This window comes from Streptomyces sp. NBC_00207 (genome assembly GCF_045160965.1).
In the GTDB taxonomy this organism is placed as follows: domain Bacteria; phylum Actinomycetota; class Actinomycetes; order Streptomycetales; family Streptomycetaceae; genus Streptomyces.
This window is the reverse complement of the sequence record NZ_CP130715.1, coordinates 5,446,530-5,472,658: the sequence shown is the minus strand read 5'-3', so window position 1 is coordinate 5,472,658 and position 26,129 is coordinate 5,446,530. Positions and strand designations below refer to the sequence as shown.

At 71.5% G+C, this 26,129-nt stretch carries 26 protein-coding genes and 3 pseudogenes; 11 read left to right on the top strand and 18 right to left on the bottom strand.

Going from position 1 to position 26,129, the window contains the following annotated elements:
• Positions 1 to 27 precede the first annotated feature (27 nt).
• Positions 28 to 297 (bottom strand): hypothetical protein, encoded by a 270-nt coding sequence (locus OG472_RS25990; RefSeq protein ID WP_405831498.1) that lies wholly within the window; start codon positions 295 to 297, stop codon positions 28 to 30.
• 303 nt (positions 298 to 600) lie between these two features.
• Between OG472_RS25990 and OG472_RS25985 the strand changes: the two genes are divergently transcribed.
• A complete protein-coding gene (locus tag OG472_RS25985; protein WP_405831496.1) occupies positions 601 to 1,269 on the top strand; it encodes a hypothetical protein in 669 nt (222 codons plus the stop codon).
• A 23-nt stretch (positions 1,270 to 1,292) separates the two neighbouring features.
• Here the strand turns inward: OG472_RS25985 and OG472_RS25980 are convergent, their stop codons facing one another.
• Positions 1,293 to 1,916, bottom strand: coding sequence for a histidine phosphatase family protein (locus OG472_RS25980; protein ID WP_405831494.1), 624 nt, complete (start codon positions 1,914 to 1,916; stop codon positions 1,293 to 1,295).
• 122 nt (positions 1,917 to 2,038) lie between these two features.
• Positions 2,039 to 3,781, bottom strand: a complete 1,743-nt coding sequence (locus OG472_RS25975; protein WP_405831492.1) for an AMP-dependent synthetase/ligase — start codon at positions 3,779 to 3,781, stop codon at positions 2,039 to 2,041.
• 152 nt (positions 3,782 to 3,933) lie between these two features.
• Here OG472_RS25975 and OG472_RS25970 point away from each other — a divergent pair, with 152 nt between their 5' ends.
• A complete protein-coding gene (locus OG472_RS25970; protein WP_405831490.1) occupies positions 3,934 to 4,944 on the top strand; it encodes an AraC family transcriptional regulator in 1,011 nt (336 codons plus the stop codon).
• Here the strand turns inward: OG472_RS25970 and OG472_RS25965 are convergent.
• From OG472_RS25965 to OG472_RS25940, 6 genes and pseudogenes are all read right to left on the bottom strand, one after another.
• Complete coding sequence (locus OG472_RS25965; protein WP_405831488.1) at positions 4,941 to 5,780, bottom strand: hypothetical protein; 840 nt, start codon at positions 5,778 to 5,780, stop codon at positions 4,941 to 4,943. The genes OG472_RS25970 and OG472_RS25965 overlap by 4 nt on opposite strands.
• Positions 5,781 to 5,792: 12 nt before the next feature.
• Positions 5,793 to 7,160 (bottom strand): radical SAM protein, encoded by a 1,368-nt coding sequence (locus OG472_RS25960; RefSeq protein ID WP_401607603.1) that lies wholly within the window; start codon positions 7,158 to 7,160, stop codon positions 5,793 to 5,795.
• Between the two features lie 491 nt (positions 7,161 to 7,651).
• Positions 7,652 to 7,942 (bottom strand): annotated as a pseudogene (locus tag OG472_RS25955) (contact-dependent growth inhibition system immunity protein); the annotation flags it as partial.
• Positions 7,937 to 8,182 (bottom strand): annotated as a pseudogene (locus OG472_RS25950) (RNase A-like domain-containing protein); the annotation flags it as partial. The pseudogenes OG472_RS25955 and OG472_RS25950, both read right to left, overlap by 6 nt.
• Before the next feature lie 23 nt (positions 8,183 to 8,205).
• Positions 8,206 to 8,781 carry a hypothetical protein gene (locus OG472_RS25945; RefSeq protein ID WP_405831485.1) on the bottom strand — a complete coding sequence of 192 codons (576 nt, stop codon included), beginning with the start codon at positions 8,779 to 8,781 and terminating at the stop codon, positions 8,206 to 8,208.
• A gap of 8 nt (positions 8,782 to 8,789) precedes the next feature.
• Positions 8,790 to 9,170: pseudogene (locus OG472_RS25940) on the bottom strand (RNase A-like domain-containing protein); the annotation flags it as partial.
• A gap of 162 nt (positions 9,171 to 9,332) precedes the next feature.
• Between OG472_RS25940 and OG472_RS25935 the strand changes: the two are divergent.
• The 3 genes from OG472_RS25935 to OG472_RS25925 all read left to right on the top strand — a co-directional run bounded on the left by OG472_RS25935 (position 9,333) and on the right by OG472_RS25925 (position 12,400).
• The gene (locus OG472_RS25935) at positions 9,333 to 9,530 is read left to right on the top strand and encodes a hypothetical protein (RefSeq protein WP_401607916.1); all 198 of its coding nucleotides are present in this window, start codon (positions 9,333 to 9,335) and stop codon (positions 9,528 to 9,530) included.
• 204 nt (positions 9,531 to 9,734) lie between these two features.
• Positions 9,735 to 10,925, top strand: a complete 1,191-nt coding sequence (locus OG472_RS25930; protein ID WP_405831483.1) for a lipase family protein — start codon at positions 9,735 to 9,737, stop codon at positions 10,923 to 10,925.
• Positions 10,926 to 11,152: 227 nt separating this feature from the next.
• Complete coding sequence (locus OG472_RS25925) at positions 11,153 to 12,400, top strand: esterase/lipase family protein (RefSeq protein ID WP_401607615.1); 1,248 nt, start codon at positions 11,153 to 11,155, stop codon at positions 12,398 to 12,400.
• A 186-nt stretch (positions 12,401 to 12,586) separates the two neighbouring features.
• Here OG472_RS25925 and OG472_RS25920 read toward each other — a convergent pair whose 3' ends face one another.
• Positions 12,587 to 14,497, bottom strand: a complete 1,911-nt coding sequence (locus OG472_RS25920) for an AMP-dependent synthetase/ligase (RefSeq protein ID WP_405831482.1) — start codon at positions 14,495 to 14,497, stop codon at positions 12,587 to 12,589.
• A gap of 176 nt (positions 14,498 to 14,673) precedes the next feature.
• A complete protein-coding gene (locus OG472_RS25915) occupies positions 14,674 to 15,504 on the bottom strand; it encodes an NAD(P)H-binding protein (protein ID WP_405831481.1) in 831 nt (276 codons plus the stop codon).
• Positions 15,505 to 15,586: 82 nt separating this feature from the next.
• Here OG472_RS25915 and OG472_RS25910 point away from each other — a divergent pair, with 82 nt between their 5' ends.
• Positions 15,587 to 16,570 carry an AraC family transcriptional regulator gene (locus OG472_RS25910; RefSeq protein ID WP_405831479.1) on the top strand — a complete coding sequence of 328 codons (984 nt, stop codon included), beginning with the start codon at positions 15,587 to 15,589 and terminating at the stop codon, positions 16,568 to 16,570.
• Here the strand turns inward: OG472_RS25910 and OG472_RS25905 are convergent.
• From OG472_RS25905 to OG472_RS25895, 3 genes are all read right to left on the bottom strand, one after another.
• A complete protein-coding gene (locus OG472_RS25905) occupies positions 16,567 to 17,559 on the bottom strand; it encodes a DUF1648 domain-containing protein (protein ID WP_405831478.1) in 993 nt (330 codons plus the stop codon). The genes OG472_RS25910 and OG472_RS25905 overlap by 4 nt on opposite strands.
• The gene (locus OG472_RS25900) at positions 17,556 to 17,903 is read right to left on the bottom strand and encodes a GntR family transcriptional regulator (RefSeq protein ID WP_401607626.1); all 348 of its coding nucleotides are present in this window, start codon (positions 17,901 to 17,903) and stop codon (positions 17,556 to 17,558) included. Before OG472_RS25900 ends, OG472_RS25905 begins: the two co-directional genes overlap by 4 nt.
• Before the next feature lie 80 nt (positions 17,904 to 17,983).
• A complete protein-coding gene (locus tag OG472_RS25895; RefSeq protein WP_405831477.1) occupies positions 17,984 to 18,868 on the bottom strand; it encodes an MBL fold metallo-hydrolase in 885 nt (294 codons plus the stop codon).
• A gap of 132 nt (positions 18,869 to 19,000) precedes the next feature.
• Between OG472_RS25895 and OG472_RS25890 the strand changes: the two genes are divergently transcribed.
• Positions 19,001 to 19,429: a MarR family winged helix-turn-helix transcriptional regulator gene (locus OG472_RS25890; protein WP_405831476.1), complete on the top strand. Its 429-nt coding sequence runs from the start codon at positions 19,001 to 19,003 to the stop codon at positions 19,427 to 19,429.
• A gap of 21 nt (positions 19,430 to 19,450) precedes the next feature.
• Here the strand turns inward: OG472_RS25890 and OG472_RS25885 are convergent, their stop codons facing one another.
• Entirely contained in the window at positions 19,451 to 20,254 is an 804-nt protein-coding gene (locus OG472_RS25885; RefSeq protein ID WP_405831474.1) for a helix-turn-helix domain-containing protein, read from the bottom strand.
• 531 nt (positions 20,255 to 20,785) lie between these two features.
• On the opposite strand from OG472_RS25885, the gene OG472_RS25880 reads away from it, so the two are divergent.
• Genes OG472_RS25880 through OG472_RS25865 form a run of 4 tightly spaced genes read left to right on the top strand, consistent with a single transcriptional unit; the run spans position 20,786 to position 23,254 of the window.
• Positions 20,786 to 21,238: a hypothetical protein gene (locus OG472_RS25880; protein WP_405831473.1), complete on the top strand. Its 453-nt coding sequence runs from the start codon at positions 20,786 to 20,788 to the stop codon at positions 21,236 to 21,238.
• On the top strand, positions 21,235 to 22,626 hold the full coding sequence (locus OG472_RS25875; protein WP_401607636.1) for a hypothetical protein: 1,392 nt from the start codon (positions 21,235 to 21,237) through the stop codon (positions 22,624 to 22,626). Before OG472_RS25880 ends, OG472_RS25875 begins: the two co-directional genes overlap by 4 nt.
• A complete protein-coding gene (locus OG472_RS25870; RefSeq protein ID WP_401607639.1) occupies positions 22,623 to 22,943 on the top strand; it encodes a hypothetical protein in 321 nt (106 codons plus the stop codon). The genes OG472_RS25875 and OG472_RS25870 overlap by 4 nt, the downstream gene beginning before the upstream one ends.
• The gene (locus OG472_RS25865; RefSeq protein ID WP_405831472.1) at positions 22,940 to 23,254 is read left to right on the top strand and encodes a hypothetical protein; all 315 of its coding nucleotides are present in this window, start codon (positions 22,940 to 22,942) and stop codon (positions 23,252 to 23,254) included. Before OG472_RS25870 ends, OG472_RS25865 begins: the two co-directional genes overlap by 4 nt.
• A 76-nt stretch (positions 23,255 to 23,330) precedes the next feature.
• On the opposite strand, the gene OG472_RS25860 is transcribed toward OG472_RS25865, so the two are convergent.
• The 3 genes from OG472_RS25860 to OG472_RS25850 all read right to left on the bottom strand — a co-directional run bounded on the left by OG472_RS25860 (position 23,331) and on the right by OG472_RS25850 (position 26,034).
• Complete coding sequence (locus OG472_RS25860) at positions 23,331 to 24,647, bottom strand: dicarboxylate/amino acid:cation symporter (protein ID WP_383574759.1); 1,317 nt, start codon at positions 24,645 to 24,647, stop codon at positions 23,331 to 23,333.
• Between the two features lie 408 nt (positions 24,648 to 25,055).
• Positions 25,056 to 25,457 carry a DUF4229 domain-containing protein gene (locus OG472_RS25855; RefSeq protein ID WP_383574761.1) on the bottom strand — a complete coding sequence of 134 codons (402 nt, stop codon included), beginning with the start codon at positions 25,455 to 25,457 and terminating at the stop codon, positions 25,056 to 25,058.
• Positions 25,458 to 25,509: 52 nt separating this feature from the next.
• Entirely contained in the window at positions 25,510 to 26,034 is a 525-nt protein-coding gene (locus OG472_RS25850) for a GNAT family N-acetyltransferase (RefSeq protein ID WP_401607647.1), read from the bottom strand.
• Positions 26,035 to 26,129 lie beyond the last annotated feature (95 nt).

Genomic DNA, 26,129 nt, shown 5'->3' with positions numbered 1-26,129 from the left:
GCCGAGCGGATGGGGCGGCCGAGCTCGCTACTTGAGCAGGCCGCCGAGGGCGGTGGCGCTGGTCGGTGCCGGGGACAGGCCGGAGACGAGGCCGGTGACCTGGCGCTTCGCGTCCTGGACGGTCGGGGTGAGGAAGCGCAGGGACAGCAGGTTGTCCAGGCTGAGGGCGCCGGCCCCCGTGCCGGCCGCCGGGCGCACGGTGACGGGCGCGGCCTGGGCGACGGGGGCGGAGACGAGGTCGACGGCGAGGGTCAGGGCGACACCCGACACGATGCGGGCGAGGGTGAGGTGAGCCATGCCTGCCCCAACGCCCCCCGCCCGAGCCGGTTATGGGGCACGGCCCGGGCGAGGCGCGCCTTCGCCCGACCGGCGCCGCCGGTTGCGCCGTTCGGGTGCGGTGCGGGCCAGGTCTTAGCCGAAGGCGTGGGGTACGCACGGTCCCTCCCCGGAAACAGCCGGGGCCGATCAGCGGGGTGAACGCGCCCCCTGATGCCGAGGCGAACGAGTGAAGCGGCCACCGATCCCGTGATGACGCCGCACCCCCTGCGTTGCCGTACTGCCAGGAGTCCCTCGCGAACCACCCGACAGGAGAAACCGACCATGTTCATGCACACACTGAAGCGACGGATGACCGCCCTCGCGGCCGTCCTCGGGCTGAGCGTCGCCCTGCCGCTCACCGGGGCCACCCCGGCATACGCCGCGGTCCAGTTGAACGCGACCAAGTCCCACACGGGGGACTTCGTCCGGGGCGGGCAGGGGACCTACCACTTCGAGTTCACCAACACCGGAGACACACCGACCGCTGGCACCGTGCGCATCGCGGACCAGTTTCCACAGGGACTGACCTTCGTTACGTTCGACAACCTTGTGGCGGGCCCTGGCGTAGTGGTCCTCTGCCCGAGCAATCCCGGAGGTACAGGGTTCATTTGCGACGCCGCCTTCGACGCCTCCTCCTCTCTTTCATTCGACGTCACCGTGAATGTGGCTGCTGATGCTCCCTGCGGCACCGTCAACAACATCGTCACCCTCAGTGGGCCCCTTGAGGAGGGAATCCTGGCCTCGGCGAGTGACCCGACCCGCATCACCGGCGGCACCTGCCCCACCGGCACCGGCACCGGAGGCGGTGGCGGTGGCGGTGGCGGCTCGATCCTGCCCGTCGACCTCAACGGGGTCGTGACGCTCTTCAACAACATCAACACGAACAACAACCTGCACAGCCCCGGGGCGACGAACACCACCAACCAGAACCTCGGGATCAACGCACCCTGAGCGGAGCACTCTCCAGGGGGGGGTCAGATGTGCAGCTCGGGCGGGAAGCCGGTCCAGCGCAGTTCGGCGGGCAGGTGTCGCATGTCGTTGGAGAAGAGGACCGCGGCGGGCCGGTCGGGGGCGTACCGGATGACCGTCAGGGCGGCGTTGGCGTGGTTGAGGCCGAGCCAGCGCCACTTCGGCGCGTACATGGCTTCGCGTACGAGCCAGGCGACCAGGAAGTTGTGGGTGACGACCAGTTCGTGCCGGTCCTCGTCGCCGTCCACCGGACCGGTGAACAGGTCCATCGCCCGGCGGACCAGGGCAGGTCCGTTCTCCCGCTCCTCGTCCGAGGCCCCTTCGAGGAACCGGAGGTAGTAGTCGGCGGATTCCGCCGGGAGTTCCTCCCGGCTCGGCATGTAGGGGACGTAGTCACCGGCCGCTTCCGAGCAGTGCAGCGGCACGTCCTTCAGCTGGTCGCCGATCAGGCGTGCGGTCTGCTCGGCCCGGGGCAGCGGGCCGTGGTGAACAGCGGCGAGGGGTATGTCCCGGAGGCGGCGGCCGAGCAGCGTGGCCTGCCGGCAGCCGTCCTCCGTCAGCCCGCTCTCGTCCGGCAACGCCTCGCCGTGCCGGGCGAGATAGAGGTACCGGGTGGCCGTGCCGGTCATGTCGGACTCCTTCGGATCGGTTGTCGATCTTGTGCATCACTGGACGCCGTTCCTTCCGGAGCCGGTTCCCCCCACCCGAGTCGATCGACGGCGGTGGTCGTGAGGGGCGATGCCGGCCATCGTCATGCCCCGTGATCAGCATCCCCGTACAGCCCCGCGATCACCTCCGCGTACCGCTCCGCCACCGCCGCGCGGCGGAGTTTCAGGGTCGGGGTGAGGGTGCCCGCGGCTGTCGTGAAGTCCTCCGGGAGGATGCGGAAGGCGCGGATGCGGGCCGGGCGGGAGAGCGTGGCGTTGGCTTCGGCCACCGCCGCTTCGATCAGGGCGTGGACCGCCGGGTGCGTGGACGGGGTCGGGCCCGGGTCGAGGCCCTCGCGTGCCGCCCAGGCCGTGATCTCGTCCGCGTCGAGGGTGATCAGGGCGACCGGGTAGGGGCGGCGGTCGCCGATGAGGACCGCGCGGGAGACGTAGCGCGAGCGCTGGACGGCGAACTCGACCTCCGTGGGGGTGAGGTTCTTCCCGGCGGAGGTGATGATCAGCTCCTTCTTGCGGCCCGTGATGCGCAGGTAGCCGTCGGGGTCCAGTTCGCCCAGGTCACCGGTGTGCAGCCAGCCCTCCCCGTCCAGGGCCTGCGCCGTCGCGGCCGCGTTCGCGTGGTAGCCCGGGAAGACCATCGCCCCGCGCGCCAGCACCTCCCCGTCCTCCGCGATCCGCACCTCGCAGCCCGCGATCGGGCGGCCGACCGTTCCGTGGCGCACCGCCTCCGGGTGGTTGAGGGAGATGACTCCGCCCGACTCCGTCATGCCGTACCCCTCGAACACACTGATCCCGCAGGCCCGCAGGAAGTCCAGGGTCGCCGGGGCGATCGGGGCGCCGCCGGTGAGCGCCCATTTCAGCCGGCCGCCGAACGCGCCCCGGACCAGGGAGTAGAGGGACTTCTCCGCCGCCTCGTACTCCGCCCGCCGGTCCTGCGGCAGCCGCCCGTCCGCCGCGAGTACGCCCAGCCGTACCGCCTCCTGGAAGCGTTCGCGGCCGCCCTCCCGGGATTCGGCCAGCGAGAGCACCGCCGAGTGCAGCTTCTCGAACAGCCGGGGCACGGAGGGGAGGTGGGTCGGCCGGGCCTCGGCGATCTCCGCGAGCACGTCCTCGATCCTGCCGCCGAAGTAGCACAGCTCCCCGCCCTCCAGCAGGGTCGTGTACTGGATCAGCTGGGCCAGCAGGTGCGCGAGGGGCAGGTACAGGTACGTCGAGTCCCCCGGCCCGCCCTTGATCAGGGGGACGGTGGCGTCCTGGATGGCGCCCAGGTTGCCGTGGGTGAGGCGGCAGCCCTTCGGCAGGCCCGTCGTGCCCGAGGTGTAGACGATCGCCGCGTCCGCGGCGGGGGTCACGGCCGCCGCCCGGCGGGCCAGGTCGGCCTCCGGACCCCCCTCCAGCGCGGGCAGTTCGTCCATCGCCACCACCGACCGCAGGGCGGGCAGTTTCACCCGGAGCGCCTCGACGCGTTCGGCCTGCCGCGCGTCGTCGCAGACCACGGCCACCGCCTCCGAGTCCGACAGGACCCAGGCGAGTTCCTCCTCGCCCGCCGTCGGATAGACCGGTACGAGGACCGCGCCCGCCGCCAGCACCCCGAAGTGCGTGTACGTCCACTGCGGCCGGGTCTCCGCCAGTACGGCGACCCGTTCCCCGGCCGCCACGCCCAGGCCGAGCAGCGCCCGCCCGACGGCCCGTACCTCCGCGCCCAGTTCCCCGTACGTACGGGTCCGCCACCCGCCGTCGGGCGAGCGGAACCGCAGGGCCGTCTCCGGCCCGTACCGCTCCTCGGTCCACTGGGTGAACACCGCCAGCGTGCTCGGCCGACCGTCCATCGCATGCCTCCGGGGGAGTTGGTGACCCCCGACGCTAGGCAGCCGCACGGCCGCCGCGGCATGACCGGAAGCGTCACCCCTGCTGACCCGAGCGCTCACCGGTCCGCGCACGTCCGTATCGCCCCGCGCCACGGCGGGCTACCGTCGAAGGCATGGGGAGGCGGACGATCACCGTGCACCATGTGCGCGCCCTGCTCGCGGGGGCGCGCGGCAGCGGCATCGACACCGTGCCGCTGCTCCAGGAGGCGCAGATCCCGCCCCTGCTGCTGGGCGACGACCGGGCGCGGATCACGCCCGCGCAGTTCGCCCGGCTGTTCCGGGCGCTGTACCGGACCACGCAGGACGAGTTCCTCGCGCTGAGCGCGGTCCCGAGCCGCCCCGGCACCTTCGCGATGATGTGCCACGCCTCGCTCGGCTGCCGTGACCTCGGCGCGGCGACGGAGCGGGCGGCCGCCTTCTACGGGCTGTTCCCCGGCGGGCCGGAGCTGGCGCTCGAAGTGGAGGACGGCGAGGCACGGTTCACCGTCCGCAACGACTTCGCCCGTGACGAGGACCGCTTCCTCACCGAGTGCGTGCTCGCGATCTGGCACCGGCTGAGCAGCTGGCTGGTGGGGCGCCGCATCCCGCTCGCCCACGCCGCCTTCGCCTATCCCCCGCCGCCGCACGAGGAGGAGTACGAGATCCTCTTCGACTGCCCGGTCCGCTTCGGGGCGGACCGTACGGGCGCCGCCTTCGACGTGCACTGGCTGACCGCGCCGCTCGTCCGGGACGAGGCCGCCCTCGACGCGATGCTCCGGCGTGCCCCCTTCGACCTGCTGTCGCGCCCGGAGTACGGGACCACCGTCGCCGAGCAGGTCCGCCGCACCCTGACGCAGCGGCTGCGCACGTCGCCGCGGCTGCCCGCGCTCGGGGAGGTGGCGGCGCGGCTCGCGGTGTCCCCGGCGACGCTGCGGCGCCGGCTCCAGCAGGAGGGGACCTCCTTCCAGCAGCTGAAGGACCACGTGCGGCGGGACGCGGCGATCGCCGGGCTGGCGGAGAGCGGGGAGCCGATCGCGGAGCTGGCGGCCCGGCTCGGCTTCTCGGAGGACACGGCCTTCCACCGCGCCTTCCGCCGCTGGACGGGCACGACCCCGGGTGCCTACCGGATCGCGTCGGGCGGCTAGACCCGGGCAAGCTGCGGAGAGTCGAAGCTCAGCGTCGGCAGCAGGAGCCATTGCTGGGGGTTGCGGCGGATCAGCGACTCCAGGAGCTGTGCGATCAGCTGGCGCATGCTCTTCCGTGCGGATCGCGCGTCCTGGGGCATGCCCTGCACGAGGATGGGTTCGTCGAATTCCATCGCGATCTGCTCGTCGTCGGACCGTCTCATGACGGTGGGCAGGAGCATCGTGCCGGGCCGGGACGCCACCGCGACGAATCCCGACGAGATGGGCCGTGCACGTCCGAACATGACGGTTGGCTCGGCGTCGCGGTCCGCGTACACGAAGTCGGCGTAGGTACCGAGCACTCCACCGGCCGCAAGGTGCCTGAGGACGTGCCGGATCGAGCCGACATCGCCGTTCACCACGGAAATCTCCGCGTCGTACTGCGGAATGGCGCCCTCGCCCACGGCGACCACATGCCGGTCGGCGAACACCGCCGAGACCGTGTGGAGGGCGTCCGCCGTGGTCATCGTCATGGGCGAGACGAGGACGGTGGGGTGTCCGCGGGTCTCGTCCAGCCACTGCTGTCCCGCTGCCACCACGGCCGGCAGCGGCCGGGCCAGGCCCGCCGTCCAGGATGCCTGGCGCCAAGCGCACCAGAGCTGATGCCGGACATGGCCGTGGAGGTCGTCGTCCCGTGGGTCCACCAGACCCAGTGCGGCACGAAGTCTCGTCAGTTCGCCGTACGGATCACGCTCGCACACCCAGTCGGCGAGACGATGGAGTTCCCCGAGCGGCCGCCGGCAGAACACCTGGCTCGCGCAGGGATCGTAGGAGAGCAGGTGCAGTGCCTCAGCCATACCGGGCATCGTCTAGCCCAGCGTTCGCTGGTAGTCGAGAAGGCGGGTGGAGTTCGCCAACGAGTACGAGATCTTGTCGAAGGCGCACAAGGCCACCGCGCAGGACTCCGGCCAGACGTCGTTGAGCCCGGGAGCGTGTGCGAGGCACGTACCTCCGCAGACGCCGTACCAGATGCATTCGGAACACCGGGTGCCGCTGAGGTCCCGGCTTCGGATGAGGGCGGCGACATTGCTGTCGCGGGCGGCGACCAGGCCCTCGTCGACGGAACCGAGGCCGGAGAGCGGGCCGGTGGGATCGATGCAGTCGCACGCCTCGACCGAGCCGTCGGAGGAGATGGACAACAGATCGCGGCCGGCACCGCACTGCGGGCGCATGCACATGTTGCCGCCGGGCCCCGCGATGAAGTTGTCCAGGTACTTCTTGACAGGCAGTACGGGGAAACCGTCGAACTCCCCGCCCTCGACGGCGTCGAACAGCTCGCCCCACGCGGTGACAAGAACGTCGGGGTCAAGGGCGAAGGTGGCCTGTTGGTCTCTTCCCCGACCGATCGGCTGGAACAGGCTCCAGTCCCAGGACGCCATGGAGAGATCTCGGAAGTGCCGGGCCAACTCCAGGAGCCTGCCCTGGTTGACGGCGGTGATGGTGCTCATGACGCCGCACCCGCGCACGAAGGACGGGTAGCGGTCCAAGGCCTTGGCGAACTGGAAGTAGGTGCCGCGCCCCTTGTGGTCGACCCTGAAGTGGTCGTGAAGATCTGGTCCGCCGTCGATCGACACCCCCCAGACGATGTCGTGGCGAAGGGAGAACTCCACGATTTCATCGTTGAGGCGGGACAGGTTCGTCTGGCCCACAAACCGGATCCGCTTGCCCCGCTCGGCGGCGAGCTGCCGGCCGGCCGTGACGAGTTCCTCCACCAGCTGCCACACGAGCATGGGCTCACCCCCGTGGAGGATCACCCACAATTCGCGCTCGGCGAGATCGAGAGCCTGCTTCAGCGCACTGACGGCCACGTCCCGCGACAGCACGACGGCCCGCTCGAAGGTCTCGTAGTCGTAGCAGTAGGTGCAGGCGTAATTGCAGGCATTGGTCAGCTTGAGGATCACGGTGTTGAGCTGCTCGAACCGCCGCTCGGCGCCGATGACCCCGATACCCCGGTCGAGCAGGAGTTCCCGAAGTTGCCCGACCGCGCCACGGACCTGTTGGGGCAACTGGTGGGGCGAAGACGCCACGAGTGGCAGCAGTTGCCCCGTCGGCGTATCGACCGTCATCCAGCGGCCCGAAACTCTGTCCATCACGAGCAGGTAGTCACCGCGCGGGAGGGCTCTCACCCGACTGGCGTCGAAACGATCGCGATGCAAGGTGAGGGGAATGGCGGCCATAGGGGGCGTGGTCCTTACTATCCGCCGGATTCACCGTGCATGTCCGGGTATTCGAGGGCCGCGGTACGGAGCATCGACTCGACGTGGGTGCGGCTGGCATCCCGGTGCACGGTGCTGCCGGGAGCGGTGAACTCTTCGAGCACCGGAGGTTCAAAGTCCTCGATGTCGGCCCGCTGCGCACAGCAGGCACGGGTCCATTGGGCCCACAGTCCACCCCGCTCCGAATCGCTGGCCGAAAGAAGAGACTCGATCTCGACCGCATTGACACCGACGGGCTTGACGCCCTCGGGGAGGCTGTCCAGCGCGCGGGTGGCCACATCGCTGACGTACGCCTCGATCTGCTGCTGGGACATGTCGTGCAGGCCGATCGACTCGGGCGCCCGCAAGCTGATGATTCTGGCCATATCCGCTCCGCATGCACGTAAGGGGATCTTGCTGCCGAATTTACTCTGAAAGCACACGCTCTGCAACAACCCGCTACCGTGCGTGGCGACGGCGGCTTCGTGGTCTTCGAACTCCGCGGGCATGTCCTGCGAGAACCAGCCGCCGAGGAACTGGCCGAGTTCCGGGAAGCGGGCGTGCCACTCCCAGTGCGTCTCGGGCAGCGCCGCCGGGGGCGGGACCAGGCCCTCCTCGATGCTCTGCCTGATGTGGTCGGCGAGTACCAGCAGCCACTGCTGGATCTCGGCCTCGGGCAGCCCGATGTCCGGGACCGGGTAGAACTCTCCGAGGCGCAGCCGCAGCCGGCCGGGCGGGTTCCGGGCGTAGGTGCGCAGCTCGCGCCGGAGCACCACCCGCGCGGCCCGCACGTCCACGGCCCCGCGTCCGGCGAGCGCCATGGCCTGGATCAGGACGCGGCCGACCGGTTCCTCGCGCGAGGGCCAGGCGGCTTCGATGGTGAGCCGGGGGCGGGTGCCCTGGGCGAGCCAGCGGTGGATGGCCTGCTCGTTGCGGGTGACGACCTGCTGGGCGGCCCACTGGGCGGTTTCCCGGTCGGGGTTTGTGGCGGATCTGGTGAGCACGTGGTCTTCCCGGTTCGGTCTGGTCAGGTGGACAGGAAGTTCCAGAACACGGCGACTTCGTCATCGTTCACGGCGATCAGTCCGGCATCCCAGTCGTACCGGCTGAAGGGGTCGTGGGTCCGGAAGGGCTGCTCGTAGAAGTCCGGGTGGTCGCCCTTCCAGCCGAGGTTCGAATGGAAGCGCGTGCCGCTCGGGAACCGGGACATGATCAGATCGGCCCTCCGCTCCATCCCGGGCCGGCGTCGTTCCCAGTTCGATGCCTTCGCCACGTCCAGGCCGAGGATGCCGAGCAGCACCAGCAGTGACCGGACCGAGGAGCGGGGGAGTTCCCTCACCCGGCCGTGGAACCGCTCCGCCTCCTCGATCGTGGCCGGGGGAGCGAGCCAGGGATAGATCGGATCCACCCGGAGGTCGAACTCCTCCTCGTCCGGATCGATCGACCGCCATCCGCGCGGGTCACGGGCCTCCAGCCGGACGATCGAGGCGAAGTCGAGCCACCACTGCGCATGGTCGCGGGGGGCTACGGAGACGAAGGTGTAGCTCGACTCGTACAGGTCGAGCGCGTCCGCCCAGGTTTCCGAGGTCAGGGGTTCCCTCATCCGTTCCACTACGCAGGCGCCGAGGTGTAGACGACGAAGGGCGGGTTCAGGCTCGGGTCGTACTTGAGATGAGACGTCACTCCGAGAGTGTCCCGGGCGGGCGCGATCGTGCCGGTGTCCTTGTCCACCACGATGGTCCGACCGGTCGAGGTGGACCCGTTGACCGGGCCCTCGTGCGGGACCGAGGCGACGCCGATGTGCAGGTCCTTCGCGGGCGGTGGGTTCTTGAGCCAGTCCTGGATCACCGAAGTGTTCTGCCGGACGTTGTACTGAGTGTATTTCTGCGCCGAATCCAGATCCCGGAAGGACGAGGAGGTGAGGATGTCGTACTTTCCGTTCGCGCGCTGCTCGTCCTTGATCCGCTGCAAAAGCTGTTCGTCCGTCTTGCCGACGTGCTCCCGGCCCCGGCTCCCGGCCCCGGTCCGCTGTCAAGCCCCGAGATCGAGTGGCGTGACGGGGTCGCTGCCGCCGGGGCCCAATGGAGGCACGAGGCTCGGCCTCCGCATCCCGGCAGACCGGGCCCCACTCCCCGCAGCGTGAAGGAGAACCCCATGACCAGCATCCACCGCCTCGCTCTCCTGAAGGCCGCCATCGCTGTGGGAGCCATCCGCGTGGCCCCCAGCGCCATCGGCGCCTTCACCCACTCCACCCCCTCCACCGGCACCCTCATCCCCATGAGGCCCACCCGTACCGGGCACGAGTCCGCCGAGCGGACGCCGCACGGCAGCCGCAGGGCGCGCGCCGCCTGATTGCGGCACCCCAGGCGGGGAACGGCCGAGGCCGCCCCGGGACCACCCCTCACGGTGCTCCCGGGGCGGCCTCGGCCCTGTGCTTTTCCGGGCGTGCGTTTCCGGGCCAGGAAAGGTGAGCTGCACGGTCAGCGACCTCCCTACCGGTCGGTCACTACCTTCACCTCACCGATTCCCGCACGGAACGAGCCTCCGGGAGCCCCCATGCGTTTGCGCAGCACCGCCCTCGCCGCCGTGGCCACCCTGGCCGTCTCGGCCGTCCCGGCCGCGATCCCCACCGCCGGCGCCGCCCCCGTCTCCGCCACCGCCGCCACCGCCGCCACCGCCGGCACCACGGGCGCCCCCGGCGACATCGTCGGCAGCGCCCCGTCCGCCTTCCACCCGCTGCCCGGCCAGCCCACCGACACCAAGGCCTGGAAGATCCACTACCGCTCGACCACCGCCGACGGCGCCCCGAACATCGTCTCCGGCACCGTCATCGTCCCGCAGGACGGCCGCACCGGCCCGCGCCCCCTGATCACGTACGCCGTCGGCACGGTCGGCCTCGGCGACTCCTGCGCGCCGAGCGAGAACCTCCCCCGCGGCACCGCCATGGAGGCCAACCTCATCCAGCAGCTCACCCTCCGCGGCTGGGCCGTGGTCGTCACCGACTACGAGGGCCTCGGCACGCCGGGCGTCCACACCTACACCGTCGGCCCCTCCGCCGGGCACGCCGTCCTCGACGCGGCGCGCGCCGCCCAGCGGCTGCCCGGGACGGGCCTGTCGGCGACCGGACCGGTCGGCATCATGGGCTACTCCCAGGGCGGCCAGGCCAGCAGCTGGGCCGCCGAGCTGCAGGGCTCGTACGCCCCGGAGCTCCAGGTGAAGGGCACGGCGACCGGCGGGGTCCCCGGTGACCTGCTGGAGGTGGCCGACTTCAACAACGGTTCCTACGGCTCCGGGCTCATCTTCATGGCGGCCGCCGGGCAGGACGCGGCCTTCCCCGAGCTGAAGCTGGACTCCTACCTCAACCCGGCGGGCCGGCTGCTGATCGCCGGCATGAAGGAGAACTGCGTGGCGATCGATTCGATCGCCGGCTCCTTCAAGCGGATCTCCGACCTGACCACGCGCGACCCGCTCGCCCAGCCGGACTGGCGGGCCCGGCTGAACCAGAGCAGGCTCGGGCGGACCGCCCCGGCCGCGCCGGTGTACCAGTACCACGCGCTCGCCGACGAGCTGATCCCGTACGGGGTGGGCCGCCGGCTGCGCGCCGACTGGTGCGCACGGGGCGCGAACCTCGAATTCGACACCGTCTGGGTCGGTGAGCACGTCAGCGGCGTGATCACGCACTCCCTGGCGGCCGGGAACTGGCTGGCGGACCGCTTCGCGGGCCGTCCGACGCACGCCGACTGCTGAACCCGAAGGCCCTCGACCGCCCCGCCCCGCCCCTGCCGGGAAACTCCCCGGCGGGGGCGGGAGCGCGCCCCGCCCGGCCCGCCGCCAGGACCTGCTGTGACAGTGCTGGTTACAACCAGGAGCCGAACGAGTGATGCTGCCGGATTGCGGCGGGGCATTGGATGCCTGCGCTGAGACGATCACCGCGTTCGGTGTGACCAGCCGCGACACCAAGGAGTCGTCGAAGCATGTCCAAGCCTGTCGTCAGCATCTGGGGCCCCCTTGCCGGGGCTCAGCCCGTAACCGCGGAAACGGACCCCTGGGACACCAAGTGGGAGCTCCGCAACGGGACCGCCTGGATCTACTACAGCTCATCCGACCGGACGGCCGTCAGGCGGCCGGTGATCCTCGCCGACGGCTTCGCGATGGGAGGGAGCAACGGCCACGTTCTGTACGACGGCCTGGAGAACGGGGACTACCCGTTCATCTCCACACTGCGTGAGAACGGCTTCGACGTCATCCTCCTCGGCTTCGACGACCGAAGCGCATCCATCCTCGACAACGCCGACACCGCGATCGAGTGCATCCGCAGGACGATCGCCGACCGCGAAGGCGACGCCATGCTGACGGTGGGCGGCTTCAGCATGGGAGGAATGGTCACCCGCTACGCCCTGGCCAAGATGGAAAGGCAGCGGGAGGACCACCAGACCTCCACCTACCTCTCCTACGACACCCCGCACCGGGGCGCGTGGCTGCCCCTCGGAGTCCAGGCATTCGCCCACTTCGTCAAGGAACACTGGGGCAGCACCAACCCGGTGCTCAGCCTCTACTCCGACCTGGTCAACAGCCCGGCCGCACGCCAGATGCTGCGCTGGCACGTCGCAACCGGCACCAAGGTCACCCTCGACGTCACCGCCGGCCAGGACCAGGAGCGGACCGACTTCCTGGAAGCACTCCACCGGATGGGCGACTGGCCCCAGCGCCCCCGCCTGCTCGGTGTCGCCAACGGCACCGGCACCGGCATCGGGAACAACATCCCCGCCGACGACACCGCGATGGCCGCCACCGGACCGAAGGTGAGCGCCCAACTCCGCACCCAGGGCCAGGGGCAGCAGACCGTCGCCCAGATGGCGCAGGCGCGCAAGGAACCGGTCCCGATCAAGACCACCGGCTTCCCCGAACTCGACGGCGCTCCCGGCGGCCTCTTCCCCAAGGCGCCCCTCCTGCAGGACGCCGCCAACTTCGGCATGGCCGCCGTGCTGGCCGCAATGGTCAACGAGCAGCCGGCGGACCTCACCCACAACACCTCCACCTTCGTCCCCACCATCAGCGCAGTGGCGTCGGCCGACATCGACGACCACACCGCCCTCTACTCCAAGGTCGACCGCGAGAAGAGCGACCTCCACGACTTCCTCTGCGCCACCACCAACGAAGGCCACACCGCCATGACCCCGGAGCTCGGCAAGTGGATCCTGGCCCGGCTCCAGGAGGGCTGACCACCGGCCGAAGACGCCTCGACGGGAACGGCTTCCGACGATGACGGCACCGCCGAACGCCAGCCACTGACACGCCCGCGACGGCGGCCCCGCCCTCCAGCACCACAAGGGCGAGGCCGCCGCAGCGATTGCCGCGGGAGTCGTACGCTTGGTCGGCCCGCACCCGGTCCGGCGAACCCGGATCGCCTAGGCGTCCCGCGGGCCCCGGTACAGCTCTTCGATGCGGTCGGCGTAGTCGCGGGCGACCGCGCCCCGCTTGAGTTTCATCGATGGGGTCAGGTGGCCGCGCGCCTCGGTGAAGTCGCCGGGCAGGACGGCGAAGCGGCGGATCGACTCGGCCCGCGACACCAGCCGGTTCGCCTCGTCGACCGCCCGCTGGAGGTCCGCCAGCAGTACCTCGTCCCGCACCAGCTCGCGCATCGGCACGCCCTGCTTCTTGTGCATCTGGCGCCAGTGCTGCAGCCCGTCGGGCTCCAGGGTGATCAGCGCGGTGATGTACGGCCGGTTGTCCCCGACCACCATGCACTGGCCGACCAGCGGGTGGGCCCGCAGCCAGTCCTCCAGGGGGGCGGGGGCCACGTTCTTGCCGCCGGAGGTGATGATCAGGTCCTTCTTGCGGCCGGTGATGGTGAGGTACCCGTCGGCGTCGAGCTCCCCGATGTCGCCGGTGGCCAGCCAGCTCCCGTACGGGAGGGCGTGCCCGCTGTTCCAGTAGCCGGCGAAGACGTGCCCGCCGCCCAGCAGTACCTCGCCGTCGTCCGCGATCCGTACGGCCGTGCCCGGAAGCGGCCAGCCCACCGTGCCGAGCCGGGGGTGCTGCGGCGGGGTCACGGTGCTGGCACCGGTGGTCTCCGTCAGGCCGTAGCCCTCGAAGACCTCGATGCCGGCGCCGGTGTAGAAGGCGGCGAGCCGCCGGCCCAGCGGAGATCCGCCGCTCAGGATGTAGCGGACGCGGCCGCCGAGTGCGGCCCGGATCCGCCGGTAGACGAGCGGGTCGTACAGGGCGCGGCCGGCGCGCAGCACGAGCCCGGGGGCCTTGCCCTTCGCCAGCTCGCCGAGGCGCTGCGCGATGCGGGCGGCCCGGTCGAAGGAGGAGGCCCGGCCCATGCTCTCGGCGGTGGCCCGGGCGGTGTTGTAGACCTTCTCCAGTACGTACGGGATGGCCAGGAGGAAGGTGGGCCGGAAGCCGGCGAGGTCGGCGAGGAGGTCCTCGGTGCTGATGCTGGGCGCGTGCCCGAGCTTGACGCGGGCCCGCATGCAGCCGACGGCCACCATCCGCCCGAAGACGTGGCTGAGCGGCAGGAAGAGGAGGGTGGAGGCCGGGTCCGTGCTGACGGACTTGAAGACGGGGTGCAGCAGCTCCACCGCGTTGTCCACCTGGGCGAAGAAGTTGGCGTGGGTGATCACGCAGCCCTTGGGCTGTCCGGTGGTGCCGGAGGTGTAGATGAGGGTGGCGACGGTGTCCGGCGTACGGGCCTCCCGGCGGGCGTGCACCAGCGCGTCGGGGATGCGCTCCCCGGCCTTGATCAGCCGGGCCACGGCTCCGGTGTCGAACTCCCACAGGTGCGCCAGCCAGGGCAGGTGGGCCCGCTCGTTGCTGATGAGCCGGGCCTGCGCCGTGTCCTCGACGGCGCAGGCCACGGCTCCGGAGTCCTGGATGATCCAGCGGGCCTGGAGGGCGGAGGAGGTGGGGTAGATCGGTACGGTGACCAGCCCGGCCGCCCATCCGGCGAAGTCGAGCAGGGTCCACTCGTAGGTCGTACGGGCCATGATCGCCAGCCGGTCGCCCTCGCGCAGCCCCTCGGCGATCAGGCCCTTGGCGACGGCGAGCACCTCGGCCGCGAACTCGGCGGCGGTGACGTCGCGCCAGGAGCCGTCCCGCTCCTTGCGGGCGAGCACCGCTTCGCCGGGGGCCTCCCGGGCGTTGTCGAAGGGGATGTCCCCGAGGGATCCCCGCTGCGGCGGTCCCACCAGCGCGGGGACCCGGACCTCGCGCACCACCCCGTCGACCACCGTCTTGACGGGTTCGACGGCTGTGGCGGGACGGGCGGGGCGGGTGGGACGGACGGGCCTGACCGGCTTCAGCTCGGCTCCCATGGCGCACTCTCCTTGGCTCGGCACGAGCGTTACCGCGGGTAATTTACGTAGCGGTAACCCTGCCTGACCAGCCCCTGGAGCCCTTCTTCACGGACGCTCCACCCCACTGACACCGATCGGTGCCACTGACACCGATCTGTGCCGCACGCGTGGAGACCGGCACCGGACCCTGTCGATCAGTGCCACACCCCGGTGGCGGCGGTGCGGCGGACGTAGTCGGCGAAATCGCGGGGCTCACGGCCGAGGGCGCGCTGCACGCCGTCGGCGAGGGTCGCGAAGCGGCGCTCCTCGATCCAGCCGTTGAGCAGGTTCAGCAGGGCCACGTAGTCCTCCGGGAGGCCCTTCCCCAGGGCGTAGGCCGCGTACTCCTCCGCCGGGACGGGGCGGTAGGCGATGTCCCGGCCGGTGGCCCGGGCGATCTCCCCGACCACGTCGCCCAGGCTCAGCAGCCTCGGCCCGGTCAGCTCGTAGGCCTGCCCGCCGTGTCCGTCCTCGGTGAGGGCGGCCACCGCGACGTCGGCGATGTCCTCGGCGTCGACGAACGGCTCGATGCCGTCCCCGGTCGACATCACGAACTCGCCGTCGAGCAACTGCCCGCGGTAGAAGGGGTCCTCACTGAAGTTCTGGGCGAACCAGGTCGGCTTCAGGATCGTCCACTGCGCACCGGACTCCCGTACCGCGCGCTCACCGGGAAGCTTCTCCTCGCCGTCCGGCACCACCCAGTCGCGGGCCGACAGCAGCACCAGCCGCTCCACACCGCGGGCCACGGCCAGCTCGGCAAGGGATCGCAGCGACGTCGCGGCGTCGCTCTGCTGCGAGTCGACCAGATAGGCCGCGCCGGCCCCCTCCAGCGCCGGCTCCCAGGTGTTCTCGTCGTTCCAGTCGAAGCGGGTCGGCCCCTTGCGAGAGGCCGCCCGGACCTCGTGTCCGTACTGTCGGAGGCGGGAGAGCACGCGCCGTCCCGTCTTGCCTGTGCTGCCGAGGACCAGAATCGGTTTCGTCGTCATGCGGCCAGTCAAGCCGCAGCCATTGAGCCGCGGAATGGCCTTCCCGCTCAGATCGATGTCTGAGCGTCTAAGGTCTTTCCGCATGGATGCGTTGGCGAGTCTGCTGTACGAAGTCCGGTCCGACGGGGCCCTGTTCAGCCGGGCCATCCTGGCCCCACCGTGGTCGATCCGGTTCGCCGACCGGACTCCCCTCACCCTGGTCACCATGCTGCGCGGCTCGGGCCGGATCCTCCCCGGCGGCGACGCCGAGCCCGTCGCGCTCGACCGCGGCGACGTGGCCATCGTGGTGGGGGGCCGGCCCTTCACCATCGCCGACACCGCCGGCACCGCCGACGACGGCCCGGTGGCGCCCCCGCTGTACGTGGTGCACGGCCCCGACCACTGCACGACGGCCGACGGCGCGGAGATCAGCGAGGACCTCGTACTGGGGGTGCGCACCTGCGGGAACAGCCTGGACGCCGACGCGCCGAACGTGCTGCTCACCGGCAGCTACCACGTCGGCGGCCGGGTCTCGGAGCGGCTGCTGAGCGCGCTCCCCCGGGTGCTCGTGGTGCGCTACGGCGGCGAGCCCGGCCCGATCCTCGACCTCACGGCCCTGGAGATCAGCCGGGACGACCCCGGCCAGCAGGCGGTCCTGGACCGGCTGCTGGACCTGTTGCTGCTGTCCACGCTGAGGGAGTGGTTCACCTGCCCCGAGTCCGACCCGCCCGGCTGGTACAGGGCGCTCGGCGACCCCGTGGCCGGCCCGGCACTGCGCCTGATCCACGACCGGCCCGCGCGGCCCTGGACGGTGGCGGCGCTCGCCGAGGAGGCCGGCGTATCGCGGGCGACGCTCGCGCGCCGCTTCGGCGAGCTGGTCGGCCAGCCGCCCATGGCCTACCTGACGGGCTGGCGGCTGGCCCTGGCGGCCGACCTGCTGGTGCGGTCCGAGGCCACGGTGGAGTCGATCGCCCGGCAGGTCGGCTACCGCAGCGCCTTCGGACTGAGCGTGGCCTTCCAGCGGGTGTACGGCACCCGCCCGAGCCACCACCGCGCGGCCGCCGGCGCGGCCCGTAGCGCTTCCTAGGGCCCCGGAGGCGCCGAACGGCTCTTCGCCGTGAGGGAGTTGAGGAGGGCCGCACCGCGGGCGGCGTCTTCGACGCTCACCGCGAAGTCCTTGCCGCGGGAGCGGACGACCAGGCACTCCCCGGCACGCAGCATCACCGTCGTGCCGAGCCCGCTGAACCGGTAGCCCCAGCCGCCGACCTGGGCGGGCGTCCGGTGCTCGGCGCGGGCCGACTCGATGTCCGCGGCGGCCCAGCGCCGCACGGGCCACCCGAGCGGCCCGAAGCCGACCTCCAGCCCCTGCCCGGTGACCCGTGCCCGTACCGAGGAGAAGACGAGCACCGCGAGAGCGGCGAAGCCGAGCGGCACGACCAGCCGCCACGCCGGTCCGAGCAGCCCGCCCGCCCCGGCGACCGCGGCGACGGCCGCGAGGGCTCCCAGCAGGCCGGCGGTCAGCCGGAGCCACGGGTTCGAGGTCCGAGCGAGCCATACGAGCCGCTCACCTGCGGGGATGTCCATACGGGCACTGCCGGCCGCCGGGCTGCCGGCCGCCGAGCCGCCGGCTGCGGGGCTCACGGCCCACACCGGCCCCTGACGGTTGATCAGCGCGCCGGCCAGGGCCGCCAGTACCGCCGCGGCGAGCACCGCCGCCACCACCCGGCCGTCCACCGGATCGGCCTGCCGCCAGTCCTCGTGGTCCAGGTTGGCCCGTACGATCGCGGCCTGCGCACCGGCCAGGAACACACCGCTGGGCAGCAGTACGGTGGCGGCCCGGGCCCGCGTCACGGCGAACACCGCGACCCCCAGGACCAGTACGGCCCAGATCGCGAGCGGGAAGGCCATCGCGTCCCCGAACGGCATGGCCCCGTCGGGCGGCGCGCCGGAACCGCCGCCCCAGTGGGTGGCCATCCGGTCCGGCAGCCGCCCGCTCGCCGCCAGCGGCAGCGCCACCAGGACCGCCGCGACCCCGGCCGCCCAGCCGGCCGCACCCCACACCCCGCCCTTGCTCACGACGCCCCCTCGATCATGGCGACGAGATCGGCCTTGCCGTAGCCCAGGCGGGCCCCGTCGGCCACCAGCTCGCGTACCCGTTCCAGCAGGGCGGAGCGCGTGTCGGCCCCGCCGGCCACGGTCACCCCGCGCCCCCGCCGGAACTCCAGCACCCCCTCGTCGCGCAGGGCGCGCAGCCCGCGCAGGACGGTGTTCGCATTCACCCCGAGCGCCTGCGCGAGCTCCCGAGCGGGCGGCAGCCGGTCTCCGGGGGCGCACTCCCCCTCGGCGACGGCCCGCCGCACGGCCCCGGCCACCTGCTCGTGCAGCGGCCGGTCGTCCGCGATGTTCAGCCTCAGCAACATGGTGCTAGTGACGCTAGCACCATATCCCTCGCCCGATCCAGCGGTTCAGACCTCACGCATCAGGCATCGGGCATCGGGCATCAGGCGTCCAGGGGGCGCCAGGCCGGACCGTCGCCGTCCCGCTGGACGCGACCGAACACCACGTCGGCGAAGTGGACGCCGAAGCCGATCGTGTCGGGCTCCGCAAGCTCGGCAACGAGGCGGTGGCGGTGGTCGGCGGTCCGGGCCTGGTCGTGGTCGAAGGCCGAGGACCACTCGGGGTGGTCGATCTGGATCGGCGAGTGCACGGCGTCACCGAAGGCGATCAGGCGCCGCCCGCCCCCGGTGATGACGTACTCGGCGTGCCCGACGGTGTGGCCGGCGGCGATCCGCACGCGTACGCCGGGGAAGATCTCCTGCCCGTCCGTGACCGTACGCACGCGCGGCGCGAGGGCCGCGACCTGCTCGGCCATGCCCTGGGCCGCCAGGAGGTCGCGCCCGCCCCACTCCGCCTCGGAGATCAGGTAGTCGGCGTGGGCGAGCAGGGGCCGGTCGCCGCCGGGGGCGGGGTGGCAGGCCCAGCCGAGGTGGTCGGCGTGGAGGTGGGTGAAGGCCACTGCCTCGATGTCCTCGGGGCGGCGCCCGAGTGCGGCGAGGCCCTGCGGGAGCGCACCGCCGCGGGCCGCGGCGAGGGGGCCGGCCTCGACTTCGTACTCCTGCGGGCCGAAGCCCGCGTCGATCAGGAGTGCGCGGTCGCCGTGCTCCACCAGCAGGCTGCCGACGCTGCCCACGAGGTGGCCGGTGGTGTCCAGGTACTCCGGGTGGGCGGCCCACACCTCGTCGGTGGTGTCCGGGAGCAGCTCCAGCGGCCGGAGGCGGACCTCGCCGTCCGGCACGTACGACACCTTGGTGCCGCCCAGCCGTATCGAGCGGATCCCCGCCGGCCGACGCAGCCGTACGTCCTGGTCCACCGTCAAGTCAGCCATGGGTCCTCTTCCGTGAGTCGTCATCAGGTGGCCGCGGGGCGTTCCCCGCGGCGACGACGTCACCATAAGCATCAAGCTCGAATCATTCAAGCTGGAAATATTCAGCCTTGACGGACTTGCTAGGGTGGTGGCATGACGACGCCCCCCGAACAGCAGGTGATCGCCGAGCGCCAGCTGTGCGGCCTGGTGAACGGACTGGCCCAGCGGATCGCCGAGCACGTGCGGGAGCGCGCCGCCACCCTCGGCCTCACCGCGCCCCAGGCGACCGCACTGCGGGAGATGAGCGGGCCGATGACCATGCGGGAGCTCGCCGAGCGCATGAGCTGCGAGCCCTCCAACACCACCTTCGTCGTCGACAAGCTGGAGAAGCAGGGCCTGGTCGAGCGCCACCCGCACCCGACCGACCGCCGCGCCAAGCACCTCGTCCTCACCGCCGAGGGCACCGCACTGCGCGAACGCCTCCTCGCACTCCTCGCCGCGGGCTCCCCCCTGTCCGGCCTCACCCAGCAGGAACAGCGCACCCTGCGCGGCCTCCTGGAACAGGCCGTCACCTCCCCCTGAGCCCTACGGGACCCACGCGGCCTACGCGGCGACCGGCGGACAATCGCGGCAACGCCCCGGAACCGGGGCCCGGAAGGCCCGCTCGCAGCCGTCGCAGGTCTGGAACGGATCCGGCCGTCCGGGCCGCCGGACCACCGGTGCGGGTGGAAGGTGCGGCGGGACCAGCGTGGTGAGCCGGTACGCGAGGACGGACGCGGGATCGCGCATGCGCTCCGGAAGGCCGCCGGACAGCGCCCGCGCCACCGCCTCGGGGTCGGCCCCGCGCTCCAGCCAGGCCGACACCCCCGGCACGAGCCGTCGTACGTCGCGTTCGGCCAGCAGGAGCCGCGGGTCGTGGCGCCGCAGCCCGGCGAGCAGATCGGCCGCACCGTGGTGCAACGCCCGCGGCACGGGCAGGGCATCGAACGCCCGGTCCCTCCGAACCGGCGCCGGTCGCGGCTCCGGTCCCGGCTCCGGCCCCGGCAAGGACTCCCGGTCCGGCGGTGTCGGCGATGGTGGAGGCGGGTCATCCGGAGGCGCGTCATCCGGAGGCGGCGGGTCGTCGGAAGGCGGCGGGCCGTCAGGGTCCGCGACAGTCCCCGGCCTGTTGTACGAGAACGTGCGGGTCACCACCTGCCCGGTCGCCAGCCGCTCGCGCCGCCGCTCCAGGTAGCCGTGCCGCTCCAACTCCCGCAGGGCGGAGGCGATCCGGACCTCCCCCTCGCGGAACCGGCTCGTGAGCGCCTTGATTCCGACGGGAGCCCCGTCGGGCAGCGACTGGATGTAGGCCGCGACCCCGATGGCCGTGGCCGACAAGTCGGCGTGCTGGAGCAGGTGGTTGCCCACCACGGTGAAGTGACGGGTGTGCGGCGTGTTGACGTGAATGACACCGGATCGGGGGGTCCCGGGTCGAACACGGGCCGCTGCGCGCGACGGCGCGCTAAGGTGCTGGGGAGCCATTGGGAAGAGGTTGCTTCCTTGTTGGTCAGGCCCTCGGCCGGGATGCCAGTCCCGTCGGGGGCCGTCTCATTTCTGAGGTGGTCGGGGCGAGCATATGCCCGCCAACCCTCCCCAAATCCAGCTCAGTTGGCACGTTTCACCCATCCGAGCTACGCACGCTGGGTTGGGTGGGGTTGGTTGGTTCTTTCCCCCGGTTCTTTGGGTTCTTGTACGTCCGCCCCCACCGCATCGCGGTCCCCCGCGCCCCGGCGCCGACCGGCGCCGCACCCCCGCCCGCATCCCGGAGAACCGCGACCCGGCCGCCGCCACCCCCGACGCCCCGGCCCGTCGGGGCGTGAGGTTGCCCGGGAGTTGTACGGCGTCGTGGGGGGCTTGTCCGGTTTAACATGCACATGATCGCCACATCGGGGGGTAGTCATGACGTTCGACGCGGAGTGGGCGGAGCACAAGGCCGCCGCGCAGGCCGGGGAGCGGCCCGTTCCCATGCGGCTCAACCAGGTGGCGCCCGAGCCGGGTGGCGGCGGCAGTGCCGCGGGAAGCCTGCTGGCCGGGGCCTCGTCCATCAACGGCAACGCGAACCTGCTGATCGAGATCGCCGCACTGCTGCACGAGGGCCGTCCCGACGGCGACGCAAGCACGATGGCCCGCGCGCCGCGGGCGCACCCCGACGTCGCGGCCCAGACCCTCCGCTTCGCCCGGTTCGCCGACGACCAGTTCAAGGACACGGTCGCCCTGTTCGCCGGCCTGGCCACCCGCCTGAAGACCACCGGCACCGGCTTCGCCCGGGTGGACGACGACACCGCGGCGGCCTTCCTCCGCAGGATCGTGGAGACCGGCGTGTACCTGAAGCCGGAGGACAAGGACAGATGAGCAGCGGTCTGAGCTACCACGCCGACGTCACGTTCATGGCGGAGTGCAACCCCGCGCTGGTCGAACGGAACGCGGACGAGTTCCGCCGGCTGCGCGACCTCCTCGTGGAGGTCGAGGAACCCGCCCGGCGGGCGGAGCGCACCAAGTGGGAGAGCGACGGAAGCCTGACGTACTTCACGCGGCTCACCGATGCCCGGGAGCTGGTGACGCACATGGCCCAGGGCTTCGACAAGGCCGCGAGCGCCCTGCACGCCTACGCCCTGGCACTGGAGACGGCCAAGTCCCACTACCGCAACGGCGCCCGGTCGGAACGGGCGCTCGCCGCGCTCATCGGCACCAAGGGCATCGCCGTCACCAAGGTCGCACAGCGGGCGGAGCCCATGCGCCAGTGGGAGGACATGCGCGCCACGACGGGCGTCCTCGACTTCCTGGCCGAAGTGGCCATGGACGTGGACGACATCCGCGACGAGGCGAACCGGCTCCACGACGCCGCGGGCGGCGGCTTCCACCTCGCCAAGACCGTCGAGCAGGAGGCGCGCGACACCTGCGTCCACGCGCTGAAGCAGGCGTACGAGCTGATGCCCGCGCTCCGGGTCCAGGGCGGCGGCGAACGGCCCGACCTGTACGCCGCCATGGCCGACCTGCGCCGGGAGGGCGAGGAGGCGCGCAACAGTCCGCTGGCCCACCTGCCGGGCAGCGGCCCGAAGCGGGAGATGCACGGGACGGTCGGGGAGAAGACCTACGTCTCGCCGGAGCTCAAGGACATCCGGATGCGCGTCGCCGGGCTGCCCCAGGGCGAGGAGATGTACTGGAACCCGCCGGACAACGACCAGGAGAAGGCCCAGTGGATCTCCCGCAACAAGGAGATCCTCCGGGCCGCCGCCCAGCACGCGGGACTGCCCGAGGAGCTGGTCGCGGGGATCGCCTGGAACGAGATCGCCGGACAGGGCGGTTACGTCGACGACTTCACCGACCACCTCCGCCACACCGCCGCGTTCCCCCTGAGCCCCATCACGCCCGAGAACCTCCCGAGCCGGCTCGGCGGGGTGCCCGACCAGACCTCCTTCGGCCCGATCGCGATCCAGGTCCGGCGCGGCGCCGAAGTGCTCGGCTACGACCCCGCGCACCTCACGGAGGCCCAGCGCGCCCTCGTGGAGGAGTCCCTCCAGGACCACCGCCAGAACGCGTTCATAGCCGCCGGCTTCCTGGCCCAGATCAAGTCGGAGACCCCGTACGCGGACGTGCCGGCCGACCAGTTGACCGACGCCCAGATGCGCGAGATCGCCGCCCGCTACAACGGCGGCCCGTACTGGGAGTCGAAGAAGGCCCAGGACTACGGTGACAACTTCACCGAGGGGCTCGGCCAGGTCAAGGAAGCAATGCGATGACACCTCCCCACGAGAGCACCGGCCTGCCCGAGGACCAGCGCTTCCTCCGGTGGGCCTTCGGAATCCCGCTCGGCCTCCTGCACCTGCTCAACGCGTTCTTCGTCTACACGGCGGTGCGTTTCGGACCGGCGGCCGAGTGGGACGATCCGGGCTACGCCGGGACGACGGCGATGGCCCTCTTCGCCGTCATCTTCAGCGTGCTCGGGATCCTGATCACCCTCGTCCCGCCCGTCCGCCGCACCCTGGGCCCGTGGTGGTTCGCCCCTCCGGTGGTCCTCGGCATGATCGCCTGGATCCGGATGGTGACGCTCGGATGAGGCTCCCCCGCGAGAACATCGACCTGCCCGAGGACCGGGGCTGCCTGCAGTGGGTGCTCGGGATCCCGCTCGTCCTGCTCTACGGCCCCGCCGCGCTCGCCTGTTGGGCCGCCGTGGTCACGCAGCCCGATTCGCCGTACGACCGGTTCCGCGAGGACGCCCGGTTCCTGGGGAACTTCTCCGTCGTCCTGTGTCTGATGGGGCTGCTGATCACCATCACCCCCGTGTACCGGCGGACCATGGGCCGGTGGTGGTTCGCCGTGCCGTTCCTGATCGCGACGGTCGCGTACTTCCGCGCGCAGACCGTCTGACGCCTGGGGCACGCCTCCCGGCGAACGCCGCAGCCCCCGCCCGGACGGGGGCGGGGGCTGCGGCGCGTGCGGGAGGTCAGGCCGCGACGGCGACCGGGGCCGGGGTGGAGGAGGGCTCCTCGTCCAGCGGGGAGGCCGAGGCGGAGGCGTAGGCCTCCTTGTCCAGGATTCCCTCGCGGGCCGAGACGATGACCGGGACCAGGGCCTGGCCGGCCACGTTCGTGGCGGTGCGGATCATGTCCAGGATCGGGTCGATCGCCATCAGCAGGCCGACGCCCGCCAGCGGGAGGCCCAGCGTGGAGAGGGTCAGCGTCAGCATGACCGTCGCGCCCGTCAGACCGGCCGTGGCGGCCGAGCCGATGACCGAGACGAAGACGATGAGCAGGTACTCCTTGATGCCCAGCTGCACGTCGAAGATCTGCGCGATGAAGATGGCGGCGAGCGCCGGGTAGATCGCGGCGCAGCCGTCCATCTTGGTGGTGGCGCCGAACGGGACGGCGAAGGAGGCGTACTCCTTCGGGACGCCGAGGCGCTCGGTGACCTTCTGGGTGACCGGCATGGTGCCGACCGAGGAGCGGGAGACGAAGGCCAGCTGGATGGCCGGCCAGGCGCCCTTGAAGAACTGGAGCGGGTTGACCTTGGCGACCGTGGCGAGCAGCAGCGGGTAGACGCCGAACATCACGAGGGCGCAGCCGATGTAGATGTCGGCGGTGAAGGTCGCGTACTTGCCGATCAGGTCCCAGCCGTACGTGGCGATCGCGGTGCCGATCAGGCCGATGGTGCCGATCGGGGCGAGGCGGATGACCCACCACAGGGCCTTCTGGAGCAGCTCCAGGGCGGACTCGGCGAGGTCCAGGACGGGCTTCGCCTTGCCGCCCAGCTGGAGGGCGGCGATGCCGGCGACCACGGCCAGGAACACGATCTGAAGGACCTTCAGCTCGGTGAACGGCGTGACGATGTCCGTCGGCACGATCCCGGTCAGGAAGTCGATCCAGGAGCCGGTCTTCTTGGGCTCCTTGCCGTCGGCCGCGGTGAGGCCGGTGCCCGAGCCGGGGTCGGTCAGCAGGCCGATCGCGAGGCCGATGCCGACCGCGATCAGCGAGGTGATCATGAACCAGAGCAGCGTGCGCGAGGCGAGCCGCGCGGCGTTGTTCACCTTCCGCAGGTTGGTGATCGACACCAGGATCGCGAAGAAGACGAGCGGGGCGATGGCCAGCTTCAGCAGCTGGACGAAGATGTCGCCGGTCTTCTCCAGGGTGGTGGCGAGCCAGCTGACGTCCTGGCTGCGGGCTATCCAGCCGAAGAGGACGCCGAGGGCGAGACCGGCGACGATCTGGGCCCAGAAGGGGAACTTGAACGAGGCCTTGGCAGGGGCCTGGGGGGTCGCGGACACGGACACTCTCCGGAGGTGACGCACAAAGAATGGGGGGAGGTATTGCGGTGGTGACGCGGTGCGGCAGCAGCTTGGGGGCACCTCCCCGGGCGGAGCCTGGGGGAGAAGAGCCGGCCGGGACCGCTGCTGTATCGATTCAGCTCAACAGCAACAGGCCGCGGACGCGCGGCGGCAGAGGTCGACGTGCAGGCGCATCACGAGCGGAACGCTCGTGGTCATCGGGTGCGCAACTGTGGTCAACATGTTCGACACGCTAACACTTCTCCTTTGGGAATCTCAAAGGGGCCCTTTGAGACAACGGCGCACGAGGCCCTCTTGCGCCGCCCCGGAAAACACGACCGCCCCAGCGTTACGGGCGGTATACCCGGTGCTGGGGCGGTTCGATGTGTGATGAAGCCAACTGTGGCGTTACGAGCTCACGCGCGCCGCATCGTCGGCCTGGTCCTCCTGGCTGCGGTTCGCCGCGAGCCTTTCCTTCGCACCCGCGACGCGCCCGGAGATCTGCTGGGACATCTCCTCGCGCTGCCTGCGCAGGAGGACGAAGGAGAGCGGGGCGGAGATGACGAGGGCGAGCAGCACGACCCAGGCGGCGTTGGCGTCGCCGAGCCCGGCGGGCACCCACCCGAGCCGGACGAGGCCCGCGACGACGACGAGGCATCCGACGAAGATGCCCAGGCGCATCGCGGTGTATCGGATCGTCGCGCTCGGCTTGAGGGACACGGTGACCCCTTCTCTCTCGTCGTGGTCGTACGTCGGCTGGTGCGTCGGCAGCCGGCCGTCACGCAGGCCGGTGCCCGTCCAGTGAAGCACGCCGGGGCCCGGCGGCGGCCCTCCGGGGTACGGGGGCGGGCGACGGCGCACGTCAGTACAGCGGCAGCAGCATCGTGATGTCGTCGCGGTCGTCGCCCGGGGCCACCCGGACCGCGCCGGGCACGCGGCCGACCTCCTTGTAGCCGCAGGCCGCGTAGAAGTGCTCCAGGCCGTGGCCGCCGCGGCAGGTGAGGCGGATCGCGTCGATGCCCCCGAGGGAGCGGGCCGCGCTCTCCGTCGCGGCCATCAGATCGCGCCCGTGGCCCTTGCCCTGATGGCGCGGATGGACCATGACCGTGTACGCCCACAGCCAGTGGAGCTGCAGCCGGTGGGCGTTGCGGGTGAGGAAGGCGGTCGCGGCGACCGAGCCGTCCTCGTCACGCCCGACGAGCAGGCGGCAGCTCCCGTCGGCGACGCCGGCGAGGTGCTTGTCGAGTGCGGGGCGGATGTCGTCGGCGACGACCGGCGGCACGAAGCCCACGGCGCCGCCCGCGTTCGAGACGTCGGCCCACAGCCCGAGGATTCCCTCACGCAGGGAAGGGTCGACGACCGGGTCCAGGGTGAAAGTAAGGGTCATTTTACGAGTTTACCCATTACCTCATCGGCCCGTCCAGAAAAAGTTAAACCCCGGCCCATGGGCCGGGGTTAACTCGCCGAGAGGGGGTCGGACAA